This window comes from Nostoc sp. TCL26-01, from assembly GCF_013393945.1.
Classification (GTDB): domain Bacteria; phylum Cyanobacteriota; class Cyanobacteriia; order Cyanobacteriales; family Nostocaceae; genus Trichormus.
Genome location: NZ_CP040297.1, coordinates 2,031,552 through 2,044,078, shown reverse-complemented (window position 1 = coordinate 2,044,078; position 12,527 = coordinate 2,031,552). Strand labels below are relative to the sequence as shown.

14 protein-coding genes and 1 pseudogene are annotated in these 12,527 nt (G+C 41.1%); 2 read left to right on the top strand and 13 right to left on the bottom strand.

Annotation, left to right across the window (positions count from 1 at the left end; translation table 11 throughout):
• Nucleotides 1-56: 56 nt before the first annotated feature.
• The 6 genes from FD725_RS08840 to FD725_RS08820 all read right to left on the bottom strand — a co-directional run bounded on the left by FD725_RS08840 (nt 57) and on the right by FD725_RS08820 (nt 5,215).
• Complete coding sequence (locus FD725_RS08840) at nt 57-761, bottom strand: PmeII family type II restriction endonuclease (protein ID WP_218653160.1); 705 nt, start codon at nt 759-761, stop codon at nt 57-59.
• A gap of 12 nt (nt 762-773) precedes the next feature.
• On the bottom strand, nt 774-1,004 hold the full coding sequence (locus FD725_RS32150) for a hypothetical protein (protein ID WP_218653159.1): 231 nt from the start codon (nt 1,002-1,004) through the stop codon (nt 774-776).
• Nucleotides 1,005-1,046: 42 nt separating this feature from the next.
• Nucleotides 1,047-2,222, bottom strand: coding sequence for a DNA cytosine methyltransferase (locus FD725_RS08835; RefSeq protein WP_179047777.1), 1,176 nt, complete (start codon nt 2,220-2,222; stop codon nt 1,047-1,049).
• A 255-nt stretch (nt 2,223-2,477) separates the two neighbouring features.
• Nucleotides 2,478-2,954, bottom strand: a complete 477-nt coding sequence (locus tag FD725_RS08830; RefSeq protein ID WP_179047776.1) for a tetratricopeptide repeat protein — start codon at nt 2,952-2,954, stop codon at nt 2,478-2,480.
• A 4-nt stretch (nt 2,955-2,958) separates the two neighbouring features.
• Nucleotides 2,959-3,921 carry a homogentisate phytyltransferase gene (locus FD725_RS08825; RefSeq protein WP_179047775.1) on the bottom strand — a complete coding sequence of 321 codons (963 nt, stop codon included), beginning with the start codon at nt 3,919-3,921 and terminating at the stop codon, nt 2,959-2,961.
• Nucleotides 3,922-4,549: 628 nt separating this feature from the next.
• Nucleotides 4,550-5,215, bottom strand: a complete 666-nt coding sequence (locus FD725_RS08820; RefSeq protein ID WP_179047774.1) for an isochorismatase family protein — start codon at nt 5,213-5,215, stop codon at nt 4,550-4,552.
• A gap of 109 nt (nt 5,216-5,324) precedes the next feature.
• Here FD725_RS08820 and FD725_RS08815 point away from each other — a divergent pair, with 109 nt between their 5' ends.
• Nucleotides 5,325-5,687 carry a helix-turn-helix domain-containing protein gene (locus tag FD725_RS08815; RefSeq protein ID WP_179047773.1) on the top strand — a complete coding sequence of 121 codons (363 nt, stop codon included), beginning with the start codon at nt 5,325-5,327 and terminating at the stop codon, nt 5,685-5,687.
• 383 nt (nt 5,688-6,070) lie between these two features.
• On the opposite strand, the gene FD725_RS32425 is transcribed toward FD725_RS08815, so the two are convergent.
• Nucleotides 6,071-6,205, bottom strand: coding sequence for a hypothetical protein (locus FD725_RS32425; protein ID WP_256871878.1), 135 nt, complete (start codon nt 6,203-6,205; stop codon nt 6,071-6,073).
• A gap of 339 nt (nt 6,206-6,544) precedes the next feature.
• Here FD725_RS32425 and FD725_RS08810 point away from each other — a divergent pair, with 339 nt between their 5' ends.
• Nucleotides 6,545-6,949, top strand: coding sequence for a phosphomannose isomerase type II C-terminal cupin domain (locus tag FD725_RS08810; protein WP_179047772.1), 405 nt, complete (start codon nt 6,545-6,547; stop codon nt 6,947-6,949).
• Nucleotides 6,950-7,025: 76 nt separating this feature from the next.
• Here the strand turns inward: FD725_RS08810 and FD725_RS08805 are convergent, their stop codons facing one another.
• From FD725_RS08805 to FD725_RS08780, 6 genes and pseudogenes are all read right to left on the bottom strand, one after another.
• Nucleotides 7,026-7,784 (bottom strand): HEAT repeat domain-containing protein, encoded by a 759-nt coding sequence (locus FD725_RS08805; RefSeq protein WP_179051481.1) that lies wholly within the window; start codon nt 7,782-7,784, stop codon nt 7,026-7,028.
• A gap of 234 nt (nt 7,785-8,018) precedes the next feature.
• Nucleotides 8,019-8,637 (bottom strand): annotated as a pseudogene (locus tag FD725_RS33110) (GNAT family N-acetyltransferase).
• Between the two features lie 142 nt (nt 8,638-8,779).
• The gene (locus FD725_RS08795; RefSeq protein WP_179047771.1) at nt 8,780-8,938 is read right to left on the bottom strand and encodes a hypothetical protein; all 159 of its coding nucleotides are present in this window, start codon (nt 8,936-8,938) and stop codon (nt 8,780-8,782) included.
• Nucleotides 8,939-9,043: 105 nt separating this feature from the next.
• Complete coding sequence (locus tag FD725_RS08790; protein WP_179047770.1) at nt 9,044-9,445, bottom strand: ABC transporter permease; 402 nt, start codon at nt 9,443-9,445, stop codon at nt 9,044-9,046.
• A complete protein-coding gene (locus FD725_RS08785; RefSeq protein ID WP_179047769.1) occupies nt 9,430-10,935 on the bottom strand; it encodes an AmpG family muropeptide MFS transporter in 1,506 nt (501 codons plus the stop codon). Before FD725_RS08785 ends, FD725_RS08790 begins: the two co-directional genes overlap by 16 nt.
• Before the next feature lie 113 nt (nt 10,936-11,048).
• The gene (locus tag FD725_RS08780; RefSeq protein ID WP_179047768.1) at nt 11,049-12,506 is read right to left on the bottom strand and encodes a DNA phosphorothioation-associated putative methyltransferase; all 1,458 of its coding nucleotides are present in this window, start codon (nt 12,504-12,506) and stop codon (nt 11,049-11,051) included.
• Nucleotides 12,507-12,527 lie beyond the last annotated feature (21 nt).

Genomic DNA, 12,527 nt, shown 5'->3' with positions numbered 1-12,527 from the left:
TTTTGATTAGTGCGATCGCTCATTTGTTGAAAATATTCATCTTTGGAAATAAAGCTTCAGAAAATACTATTAATATAGTTACATACTCCTTGATCACCATCACCAAAATCTTGGATAAATTCATCAGTTATTCTGTCAGCACATCGATCTATTTCTTCAGAGAGGGAGTTTTGATATAAGATTTGATGAGCTGATTTACGTAAAAATTCAAATAATTTAGAACTATAATCATGGTCTTCACTTAAAAAGTACCAAAGTTCTTTACCAATTAAAGTCTGTATTTCCCAATCTGATAATATTTGTTTTAATAGACCAATAGTTACAGTTTTACTTGTTCTTTTCCCATAGGTAAAGCCGATATATGCTTTATCTCCTTCTCTAATTTTTTCTTGTATTTTTTCAGCCCAATACACTACTTGGTCTTTATCCATATTGTTAGGACCGCTTTTAACTTGTAACCAAATTTTTTCACCATCACTAGTTGTTTTAATCAAATCCCATCCTGATTTATTAGGAGCTTTTTCAATAGTATCAGAACTAGTCATTAACAAGTCTTCTATAAAGAAACCCATAGAAGTAACAATTGACCTTGTAGCTGCCATGTAAACATTTAATCGTACAACTTCATTAGGAGTTTCTAAATTAAGCGCTCTAATTAAAAACGGATTAGGATTTAAATCTTTTAAGGCTAGGCTTCTAACCATATCTAATTGTTTTTGTGAGAATACTCTACTGATAATACATAGATAGTTTTCAGCCACTGTAAAATCCGTCTATAAATAGCCTGATTTTATATATACAAATATTTTATTAATTTCTTCATCAGTTAATTTCAAAATATTTTTTCCGGAAATACTTCTAATATTTTTAATATTTTCTTCTTTCGCTTCCAAAAAATCTGTGATATCTGCAAAATGTGAGGCTAAAGAACGTGCTTTATTGAGTGTAAAACCAACTTCATATCTCAAAGCATATGCCAACATTTCATGAAACTGTTCAGACACGTTATTTTTCCTATTTATGGAATTAATATTTATTATTTATCACTAAAATAGTGAGAGTTGTTGATAAATAATTAATGATTCTGGATTGCTACCTTGAATAATTTTATATAAATGTTTACCTAGAGCGTAAGCTAATTTAACTGGTACTGAATTACCTATTTGTTTATATTTAGAAGTTACCGAACCATAAAATAACCACTCATCAGGAAATGTTTGAATCCTAGCATACTCGCGCACACTAAGAGGACGCAATTCACTAGGATGGCACATATCTGTAGCCTTTTGATGTGGACTAGTTGTAACTGTAGGAGAAGGTTTATTCCAAGATAATCTTCTGTAAAATCCCACTTTTCCACCTCCAGATTTATAAGCACCTCCCATTGCTTCAGCTTTTAATTCATCAGGTAGATGTCTCCAATTTTGACCTTCTTGTAGTAACGCAAGGTACTTAAGACGTTGTTTTGAATAAGGAATGTATTCTGGTTTTGGATCAGATAAATCAGCGATCGCATCTTTTAAATTTTGCCATTTCGGTAAGCCTTTCAAGCCATCTCTATCGTGACTCGGTTTTGGTAGAGATATAGATTCACCATCTCGTGAACCCAGAAATATAACTCTTGATCTGGTTTGAGGTACACCATAATCAGCCGCCTCTACTAATAGAGGAGGAGAAACTTCATAGCCAATAGCTCGCATCTCTGTGAGTACAATTTGAAGTGCTGCACCTTCCATTTCATCTGATTCTAAAGGTGGAAATCCTGCACCTCTTTGATTATGAGGTCTATGATGAATTGGTGCAGAAAGTAATCCTTTGACATTCTCCATTAAAAAAAAACGAGGTTGAATTTCTTGCACAATCCGAATGAAATCCATAAACAGACTTCCTCTTGGATCTATTACAGAACCACGCTTTCCTACTGTACTGAATGGTTGACAAGGAGGACCACCAGTTACTAAGTCTACTTCACCTGCTAAAAGAGGTCTACCTAATTCTAAAACACGTCCACCTTCTTCCAGCAATCTTTGTGCTGAAACTTGTCTAATATCCCTTGGTACCGCACTCTCTATAAGATGAGGACGATTCAAAACAATTGTTTTGTTCGCATCAGGCTCTATTTCCACTAAACTAACAGTATGAAACCCTGCTTGTTCTAATCCTAAATCAAGTCCAAAAGCCCCAGCAAAAAGTCCAATAGATATCAATTGATTATTAATCACCGCGTCCTCAAATTATCAGATATGTGCCTGACATTTAACTATGATATGGGAATCCGACTTGATTATTGAAATTTCTTGCGTGGTGCGCAAAGCGCAGCGCAAGCGCGATAGGCTCTTAACAGGTAACAGGTAACAGAAAAAGAAGTAATAGAGGTATACTGAGTTTTTTGTGTAAGCACAGGCTACGCCAACAAAAATCAAATATGATTCCTATAATAGACAAAGTATTAACAGTATAAGAAAATGAGCAGTATTTCAAAGGTTTTTGGTTACCTTAGTATTCATTTGCTCTAATAGTTTGGCAATCTTTTGAGCTTTTTCTGGTTGACGCTGTTTTTGCAATAGTTCTTGAGCCATTTTGAGATTAGTTTTAGCTTCTGATTGTTGATTTTGTTGCATGAAAATGTCCGCTAGACGCAAGTAACCTTGGGGATTTTTAGGACTACGTTTAATTACTTCTTGGTATAATTCTGTCGCTTCGGGGATTTTGTCTTGTGCCTTTAAGACATCTCCTAAAAATAAACGGACTACATCATTAGTTGAGTTGATCGCAATTACTTTCCGAAAAGCAGCTTCTGCGCCTGGATAGTCTTGTTGTTGATAAAGATTAACTCCTTGTTGGAATAAGTTGGAGGTAATCAAAGTTTTCCAGGCAAAGTAAATTAGGAGTGTGATACTAACTGCCACGGCAATAATTGCGAGAATATTGTTTAATGCCAAAGTATTTTCCATAATTTTAAGCTAAAAGACAGGCCAGAGGGAACATTAAATATTCTAGAAAGAACAGCTTCCAGATAAATTGGTAGAATTGAGCGATCGCTACTTGATCATTGATGTCTACAGCGAGACTCCGCACCCACATCCAACACAAGACAAGTAGATGGCTAATGATGATAAATACCGGGTTAATTGCGTCTACACGTAACACACCCATTATCACCATACCTAAATAGCAAACAGTTAGTACCCACAAAGCCAAATTAAATACTGCCTTCGGCCCCATTTGCAGGGTAAAAGTGGTGATATTGTAGAGACGATCGCCTTCCATATCGGGAATGTCTTTAAAGATAGCGATCGCAAAGGTAAATATTAAAACAAAAATTGTCAAAATCCAAACAGCTAAAGGAATTGACTGCGTATTTTGCAACAGCCAATTGAAATGGAGAAACAATCCTAAATTAACGATAGTTCCCCGAACTGAAAAAATACACAAGGCTGCCCAAAAAGGATACTGTTTTAAACGAATTGGTGGTAAAGAATAGGCTGTACCAATGGCTAAACTTATTGCCACCATACCAAACAAATATATGCCATTAATCCAGGCTAATACTAAAGCAGATATACCAGTGAAAATTACAATCAATAGCCCTTGCTGACGGCTAAACTCTCCTGATGCTAGAGGTAAATGGGGTTTATTAATCTTGTCAATTTCCACATCTTCTAATTGATTCAACCCGACAATATAAATGTTGCCACACAGACAGGCAAGCCACGCACCAAAAACAGGGAATATGGCATAGGGAATAGGGAATAGGGAATCAATGCGGTTACTAACGGCAATGGCAATTAAATACAAACCCAAAACACTTAGACTTGTGCCAATGATAGTGTGGGGACGAGAGAATTTCCAAAAAGCGTATAACCAATTTGATGGTAGAGGTTTCTGTGGTGAAGGGCTGTTTTGAGAACTCTGGCTCATGAGTCGCTTAGATACAGTATTCCGGCTTACTCTTAATCATTGTCACAGAATTTGTACCATGAACCCCACTTAGGGACTTCCAACTAAAAAAATATACCACCACTTTAGTGAGCAGGGGAGGCAGGGGTGTAAACAGTGAACAGTGAACGTTGATTAACTGGTAACTGATAACTGTTAACTGATTTGGCAGGGGAGGAAAAATCTAATGATTATATTTGCTCTCACCCATTGAATATTTTATTTTCTGGAAGTCACTTAAATCCGAGGCTGATATTGTAGCTTATGGATATGACTTTGAGCTTCAGTAAAAAATTGTAGGTTGGGGAGCCACTCACGTGGGCGGGTTTCCCACGCCAGTCCGTCCGCAAGCGGCTGGCTCGACTTAAGTGAAGTGGCTCTGTAGGCTTTGCGTAACCCAACATTAATATCCATACTGGGTTTTTGAGATCCATGTTGGGTTGCGCTGCGCTTAATCCAACCTTGCATCTGTCCCAGCAGCATAACGATTCCCAATCACCGGACACAGATAACCTCTGCAACTGACTGCACTGCTTGCTTGACTTTGTTTCGGTGCAGCGCAGTTGTTAGACAATTAACGGGGAAGAGTAACTTAACGCTTCACACTGTTTTATAACTTTGTGGCGGAGCGATCGCGTTCCGTTGCATGACGACGTGCTGTGTTGTAATTATCTTGAACCGTTCGCAAATCTGCCTGATGTTCTGCATAAATTTCAATCAGCCCTGCTCCTTCAGGATAAGCAAAATCGTGAAGGAGTTCAGCCCCTAAAGGAGACCACGTAGTTAGAATTGCCCCCATTTGAGTTAATCGAGCGATCGCGGTTTGTTCAGCACGAGTATCTAGTGAGGCAGAAGCATCTAAGACAACATAAACATCAAAACCATCTGCTAATGCGCCCTGTGCAGTAAAAGTGACACATTGTTCTGTTGTAATTCCAGCCAATATCAACTTTTTACGTCCGGTGCTGCGAACTAAATCAACATATTGCGGCACATCCCACGCGCCCACCTGCGAGCGAGGAACAAACTCCATATCAGGTAATATTTCTGGCAATTCGGGGATCTCTGCTCCCAGGTAGCTCATCCCTTCGCGATCGCCTGTCCCAATGGTAGGAAGCTGAAACAACCGCGCAATCTTGGCCAGTGCGATCGCATTGTTTTTTAGCAACCCTGGATCAATCGAACGACAAGCGCTCATCAATCCATGCATATAGTCAATCGGCAGGAAAACAGCGTTATCCGGTGCGAGTTTTTCTAAAAAACGATTGTTGGACATGGAAAATTTCCTAGATAGATGTTAGTCAGCCTTTCGCCAGCCAAGCTTCATCATTATCTATTGAGACTCTAATATACAAGTAGGCACTTTCAGGTTGCATAGTTACCTTATGGTTACCTCAAATTCTAGCGAGTACAATCTTGATCCCGATTGCCCTCTCAGGCAACTTTTGGGACTAATTGGGGACAAATGGACTCCACCCGTCTTGTATCTACTTTCATTGGGAGTACAGCGATACAGTGATTTTCAACGTCATATTCCTGGTATTTCTAAGAAAATGCTGACCCAAACCCTTCGCGCTTTAGAGGCAGATGGAATTGTGGAACGAACGGTCTATCCAGTTGTACCGCCTAAAGTGGAATATCGCCTAACACCATTTGGTGAAACGTTAATTGAGCCAGTCGCGGCTTTAGCGACTTGGGCCAAGAATCATCGAGAATCGTTGCAGAAGATTTATAAACGAAGATATTGAAATGTTGTTTCACTACATATGATTTCTGAGAGATCCTGTGACAATGTTCCTCTGTTTGTTATTTTTTTGCCTAACGATCGCTTGACTTTCAAGACAGTCGCTACGTCTACGTCTAAAACATTTCAGAAGATTGGCAATCTCACTTAATTTCTTGAGGAACCTTTACGGATCTCCTGTATCATCGTGTGCTTGAGATCAGCATAGAGAAATTGAATCCCTATTAAAAAAATAATGATCCTAAGAGGACGTTGGAAAAGTCTGTTTCTTTGTCATGTTGAATGCAGCGTAGCGGAATGAAACATCTCGGTATGTGCCACAAAACCTAGATTCTTCCTGACGCTCCGCTCCAGTCAGAATGACATTTTTATACCTACTGAAGCTTTTCAAACACCCTCTAAGATGTACATCCAAAGAGCGTGAGAAAACATAAGAAACCGCTCGTTATTAGGTGCAACAAATAAGCTTAAACCAATGAAACCCATACCTGTACCAGGTAATAAGGAACCTATAGAATTCATAACATTTACTGCTGTCAATATGACTTTCTAAGTAATGCTAACTTGTCTGTGTAAACTTGTCGATATAACTATTTATTATACGGAGATTTTTCTCATAACATCATTACCCAGCACTCGTTACTCAGAATACTTCTCTGTGAGAGGCTGCGCCAACGACTCAGATCAGTACAAGCTTATTACTCTTTACTCAACGCTCATTTATAACTTAGGTAAGGTAACAGTGGTTGTCATCACCAGATAATATTGTTATAAATTGTTGTGCATCTTGCTCTTATTTTTATCTGGTTACAGTTAGATTACCTGAAAACATTAATATTCTTTTAGCTGAGAAATCCACTTATGACTCAGGTTGACAATAACGGGCAGCTAACTGCCAATGAACCTTCCCCACATTCAGGTACTCGGTACTGGGGTACTGTGGAGGTTATAGAAGAGGGTGATAATTATCGCATCAGTCGTGTGGAAATTAAACCCAGACACGGTATTAAACCCCAAATCCACTATCATCGCAATGAACACTGGGTAGTAGTTTCTGGTGTAGCTAAGGTGACTTGCGGAGAAGAGGAAATCTTATTAGGTCGCAATGAGTCAACCTATGTCCCAGCCGCAACACTACATAAAGTCGAAAATCCAGGTTCTATCCCACTCGTAATTCTGGAAATTCAGAATGGCGAATACTTAGGCGAGGATGATACTGAGCGTCCTTATGATCTTAATTTAGTCAAGCCAGTGGATGATAATTAGTCAATGGTCATTAGTCAATAGTCAATGGTCAATAGCAATTGTTTTTGTCTTACTCCCCTTGTCCCCTTGTCCTTCTTCAAAACCATCCTTCTTGCTCAAGGGTTTCTATGAGCTGTAAGCCACGGGGATCGCCTACGCCTAAGAGTGATGCTTTGGCATCTTCGCGTACCCCTAAGTCTTGGTCTTCGGCAAAGGCTTGAATTAGGGCATCGATCGCTGTGGCGTAAACTATGTTGGAAGGTAGTTCTTTACACAGTTGTCCAATTGTCCAAGCGCTGTTACTCCGGACTGCGGCGACAGTATCTTGAACTAGGGCTTCAATTAGTGGTGGGATTGCGCCGACAACAGCTTCGTAACCGACTTCTGCCATCTGTGCTAAGGCGCTAGCAGACCATAAGCGCACGGCGGAAATGTCAGTTCTCAACGCATCTGCTAAGGGTGGTAAACAACGGCGATCGCGGCAGTTTCCTAAAGCCCAAACTACACCTTTTCTGACATAGCCGTTCCAATCTCGATACAGTTGAGTAATTAACGGTTCTACTGCATCAGGACTGGGGTTTCGACCAATAGCATAGGATGCACTTACTCGCACCAAGGGACAGGTATCAGTCAATAAGCGAATGAGCAGAGGGGTAGCTCGTGAATCTTCAATATCACAAAAAGCACGAGCTGCTAGCATCCGTTGCTGTGGTTGAGCATTTTCTAACAGGGCTAGCATTTCATCTGGGTCAGGTTTGGGTACTTCTGACTCAGCCGTGATTGGTTCTATTTTATCTAGGGGGCTTTCTAATTCCTCTTCGATATCAAGTAGGATTAGGTCTTCTTCGTCATACATATTTCTCTTGCACGCGCGAGTAGGATTCATATAAACCCCCCGTGCTATTTATTTAAAGCTTTATTGTTATTGGTTAAATCATTGTACACTTTCTCATCCATCTCTCATCCGATGACTTCAGAATTCAGTGGACAAAGAGGAGTAATGGGTAATGGGTAATGGGTAAGAGTTTTACCAATGACCAATGACTAATGACTCTTCCTACCCTATTGCCTATTGCCTATTGCCTATTGCCTATTCCCTATTTAAAGACTTGACCATCCACAGAGATTGTGTTTGATAGCCTAGTTGGTTGTAAAGATTTAGGGCGGCTTGATTGGATTGAAATACTTGGAGTCCGATTTGGCGATCGCCTCTTTGCTTTGCCCAGTTTTCTGCATATTGCATCAAAGCTGTACCCACACCCCGCCGACGATGTTCTGGTACGACATAAAGCAGGAAGATGTGAGCATGGCGATCGCCTTGGACTTGATCTAGGGCATTTCCCATCCACAGACAGGCGATGGGGGAGGGGGAGAGGGGGAGAGGAGGGGGGGGGGGAGGGGGGATGGGGAGAAAATCCTTCACCTTGTCCCCTTGTTTCATTTTGAATTTTGAATTTTGTTAGCGCAGCGTTAGCGAGTCCGCGAGCGTCATTTTGAATTGATTTGTCTCCTTGTCCTGCAAAATCTACCCACCACAAGGGTGTATCTTTGGAGAAGTATTGCTCAACAGTCATGGCGAGGTGAGCAAAGTCTTTGTGTTCTGGGAACAACTCATGGTAGGTACGCTGCATAAATTTGACTAGCAGCGATCGCTCTAATGTTGAGCCACGACGAATGCAGTAATCTGGTAATGAAAGGTCATTAGTCATTAGTCATTGGTCAATAGTCAATAGTCATTAGTCAACAGATTGTCTTATCCTCCCTCACTCCCTCACTCCCCCACTCCCCTACTCCCCTACTCTCTACTCATCACGGGCTAAACGCCCCGCTTCCGCTAACAGCACTCAGCACTCATAACTGTTTTAGAATTGGTATGACACCAACTTCTTCTATAGGTGCTGGTGCTGCCATGTCTGAGGGAAGAAAGATGCGAGCGCTGACTGCTACTAGAGCAAAAATGAATACTAATACTACTAGTAGGGGTGCAATGTACTGTCGAAAGATAGCCATAATTTTGCTGGTAATTAAATTAGGTTGTGAGATCCAACCTAGCTAAAGATTTGTAAATTTTACTTGACTTAATTTTAGCTATTTTTGGACATGGCAGCTCAAAATTTAGCGGGTATCACGGTCTAAGTCATCAAGCACTCTCTCGCAATACCAGTTTTCGGGCATTCCAGGATAGTTTTGTTTTGCTTGGTCGATTAATCGTTCTGCTGCCTCTACATCACCGGATAATTTGGTAATCAGTTTGTTTTTGAGAGGGTTGGCAGGTATTGGCTCATTTGTTTGAGTGGGAATCTTCGCTGGTAATACTTGCGTCTGTTCTCGCTTGAGTTGCCAGAACAAGACGTAGTAGAGAGTGCCAAAAATCAAAATCAGGCTAATTGTGCCGAAAAAAGTTAGCAGGTTAAATGTTAGATAACCTAAAACTAACTGTGAAAGCACATAGCCAAGTAACAAACCTGTGAGTAAGAGAATAAATGTGCCGACGATGATAATTACTTGGGTTCCCATACATCCTCTTCATCAAGTCCTGGTCTAGTTAGTGCCACTGGTTTAGGATTCCAAGGGGCAACAAAGGGCAACAGCAGCAATCCAGGTATTGCCGCTACTAGGGTTAGCAGGAAGAATACAGGCCAGCCCGTAGCTTTAGCCAGATCACCTGCTGGGGCAGAGAGAACGTCTCTACTAATAGCCATTAAGCTAGAGAATAATGCGAATTGAGTAGTGGTGAAGCGATGGTTACAAAGATTCATCAAGAAAGCTACTGTAGCAACTGTCACTAAACCAGCACTGAAGTTTTCGATATTCACCGCCAAGACTAAAAGCGAATAATTTTTGCCAGCAACGGCTAGTGCATAATAACCTAAGTTACTCAGCAATTGCAGGATACCAAAGATCCACAAACCGCGATGAAGATGAATTTTTGTCATAATCACGCCACCAGCTAAAACGCCTACTGTGGTGGCGATAAAGCCTATCCCTGCTTGAATTGCGCCAATTTCGGTTTTGCTAAAGCTGATTTCTCTTAAAAATAGGTTGGCTGTAATTCCTACTAGAGAGTCACCCAGTTTGTAAAGGATGATGAAAATTAAGATGACACTGGCTTGAGTTATGCCAAATCTGTGAAAAAATTCTTTGAAAGGTAAGAAAATCGCTGCTTGTAGATTTTGCGGAGGACTATCTTCTGTGACTTCACCCAATAACTCTGTGGGTAGGAACAAAGACGTGACAATCCAAGCTACGATTAACCCTGCCAATAGCCAGTAAAATACAGGCAGAGCAATAAACCCAACAAAAACACCTCCAAGTAATCCAGCAACTAAAACGGTGATCAACAATATAAAGATGACATCTCTAACTGAGAGAGGTGCAAATGTTGTAGCGTTGCGGGTATCAGGTTCTGGCGGTGACCATAGGGTAGTGAGAATGCTTCCTGCCATTAAAGCAGCCATGAGTAAGTAAACACCGTTCCAAGGAATATGGTCTGCTAAAACCAAAGCGAGGGAACTGGTGATAAACAAGGCTAAACGATAGCCTAAAACCCAAACAGATGCTCCTGTTTCCGCTTCTAATGGGTTTAAAATATCGGTACGGTAGGCATCCCCAGCTATGTCTTGGGTGGCGCTTAAAAAGGTAATGATGAGACAGTTAATTGCCAAGATTTGCAGTACTTGGCTACTTTGATTCGGTTGTTGTAATGCTAAGGTGGCGATCGCTAATGTTAACCCAATTTGCGTGATTATTAACCAACCCCGTCTAGCACTCAACAGTGGTGGGACAAATCTATCTAATAAAGGCGACCACAAAAATTTGAGAGAATAGGGCAAAGCCAATAACCCAAACAATGTAATTTTGCCAATATCCACCTTGGCATCCTGCATCCACAACTGTAATGTTCTACTGGTTAAGAATAAAGGCAGTCCAGACGCAAAACCCAGCAGTAGTAGCGCCCCCATTTTGCGACTTTGAAAGGCTCGTCGCAGTGCTTGCAATTCCCTCATTATTTAAATTAATCCTTCTCACCAGAGCGAATTTATCTTGGCATAATTCGTAATTCTTAATTCGTAATTAAGAAAATCTCTTTTTATCTACGTCTGTGAACATTGAAAATTACTTAATCTTCCTTAATTAAATAAACTTCATGCCCTCTAATTTCTACACCATGAGCAGCTAGGCATTTTTCCCAGCCTGCACGAGTCCCAATTTCACTTTTATCCTGAAGCAATCCTAATTCTTGTTCTTGTTGGGTGAGTTTAGCAAATTGTTCGTAAAGCGGGTAGTTGGTGGTAACAAAAGTTTCTTTACGATGCAGCACGGGGGGATTTGCTCTGGTGCTGTAGTCTCGGTGGGTGACATAGAGAGTTTTTAAGTCAATTGTGATACTTGCTTGCAAGGCTGGATGGGGGTCTGTGTCAAAATCCGGATAAAATAAATAGGATATTTGCGGTTTGTCAGTGTAATATTTAATCAATGTAGCTCCATCTACACGTCCAATCGTCCGGCTAGCGCAACCTTCGTAAATTCGCAGCAAAGGGTCGATAGCAGGTAAGGCGGAAACATGGACGTAAAGTGCGCCACGTGTGAGTTTACCTATTTTGCTTTTTTCGCAAGCAGTTTGTACTACTTTTGGTCTACCTAAACTAAACAGTTTTTGGTCAGCGACGTTACAAGCTTCGTCATAACTACCAAAGAAGGCTTTGATGTCATGGCGAATTTCTGGTGCTAGTTGATGGAATTTGGGACGTTGATCAAAGTGGGTGAGGGCAAGGTAAACTTGGATATCCAATGAACGACGATAGGCGATCGCATCCCATTCTGCTTCATCAGTGGCTTGCAACACAACGGCGAAAGCCCGGCGAAAGTTGCCAAATTCCCCTAGTAATTCTGCTTCATTGGCTAATTCCCCTTTGCTGGGCAGTCTACCGCGCTGGGTGAAAAATTCCATCAGGGGTGTAAGTTGTTCTTGATAGTCGGCAAACCGCTTGCTGGGAATGCGGACTCGCGGTGTAGAGGTGCGAGAAAAAAACCTGATGGCTTTGAAACTTTCTTTTTCAGCTTCATCTCGAAAGACAAAGTAAACTCCCAACGCCACGGGAACTGCATCTACATTTAAGACTTGATCAATATAGGTTTTCAGCTCTGCTTGTTCGTAGTATTTTTGAAAAGTATTCCGGCTGGTAACAATCCCATCGTTGTAGGCTAATTGAGCTTTACTAGGGGCATTAATTAATATTTGAGCTGCCACAATTAAAACTTGACGGGTGATTTCCCACGCTTGGATGAGACTTTGATGGCGTTCTTCTGTATCTTCAATGACATTGAGGACATAACCCAAGTTGACGACATCGGCGGGAGTAATTGCTGCATCCGGATAGTAATAAGGGTCCCAACCTGCGCTAGTGTAGCCAAGATTAGCTACACGCTGAACATCCCCTCCATAACCACAGCCATAGTCAAAAAAACTCTTGTCTGGGTTAAGGATTGCCCATTCTATAGCTAATCGTACAGGACGTGAGATTTCAGTGCGAGCGATCGCTGCTCTATGACGCTCGATTTCTAGCGTTTCGGACATGAGAATAATTCGTAATCCGTA

Coding starts and splice junctions, on each gene's coding strand:
- FD725_RS08785 (WP_179047769.1), bottom strand. CDS start 10,935: ATGAGGGAATTGCAAGCACTGCGACGAGCCTTTCAAAGTCGCAAAATG.
- FD725_RS08825 (WP_179047775.1), bottom strand. CDS start 3,921: ATGAGCCAGAGTTCTCAAAACAGCCCTTCACCACAGAAACCTCTACCA.
- FD725_RS08815 (WP_179047773.1), top strand. CDS start 5,325: ATGGTTACCTCAAATTCTAGCGAGTACAATCTTGATCCCGATTGCCCT.
- FD725_RS08810 (WP_179047772.1), top strand. CDS start 6,545: ATGACTCAGGTTGACAATAACGGGCAGCTAACTGCCAATGAACCTTCC.
- FD725_RS32425 (WP_256871878.1), bottom strand. CDS start 6,205: ATGAATTCTATAGGTTCCTTATTACCTGGTACAGGTATGGGTTTCATT.
- FD725_RS08795 (WP_179047771.1), bottom strand. CDS start 8,938: ATGGCTATCTTTCGACAGTACATTGCACCCCTACTAGTAGTATTAGTA.
- FD725_RS08805 (WP_179051481.1), bottom strand. CDS start 7,784: ATGTATGACGAAGAAGACCTAATCCTACTTGATATCGAAGAGGAATTA.
- FD725_RS08820 (WP_179047774.1), bottom strand. CDS start 5,215: ATGTCCAACAATCGTTTTTTAGAAAAACTCGCACCGGATAACGCTGTT.
- FD725_RS08790 (WP_179047770.1), bottom strand. CDS start 9,445: ATGGGAACCCAAGTAATTATCATCGTCGGCACATTTATTCTCTTACTC.
- FD725_RS08830 (WP_179047776.1), bottom strand. CDS start 2,954: ATGGAAAATACTTTGGCATTAAACAATATTCTCGCAATTATTGCCGTG.
- FD725_RS08780 (WP_179047768.1), bottom strand. CDS start 12,506: ATGTCCGAAACGCTAGAAATCGAGCGTCATAGAGCAGCGATCGCTCGC.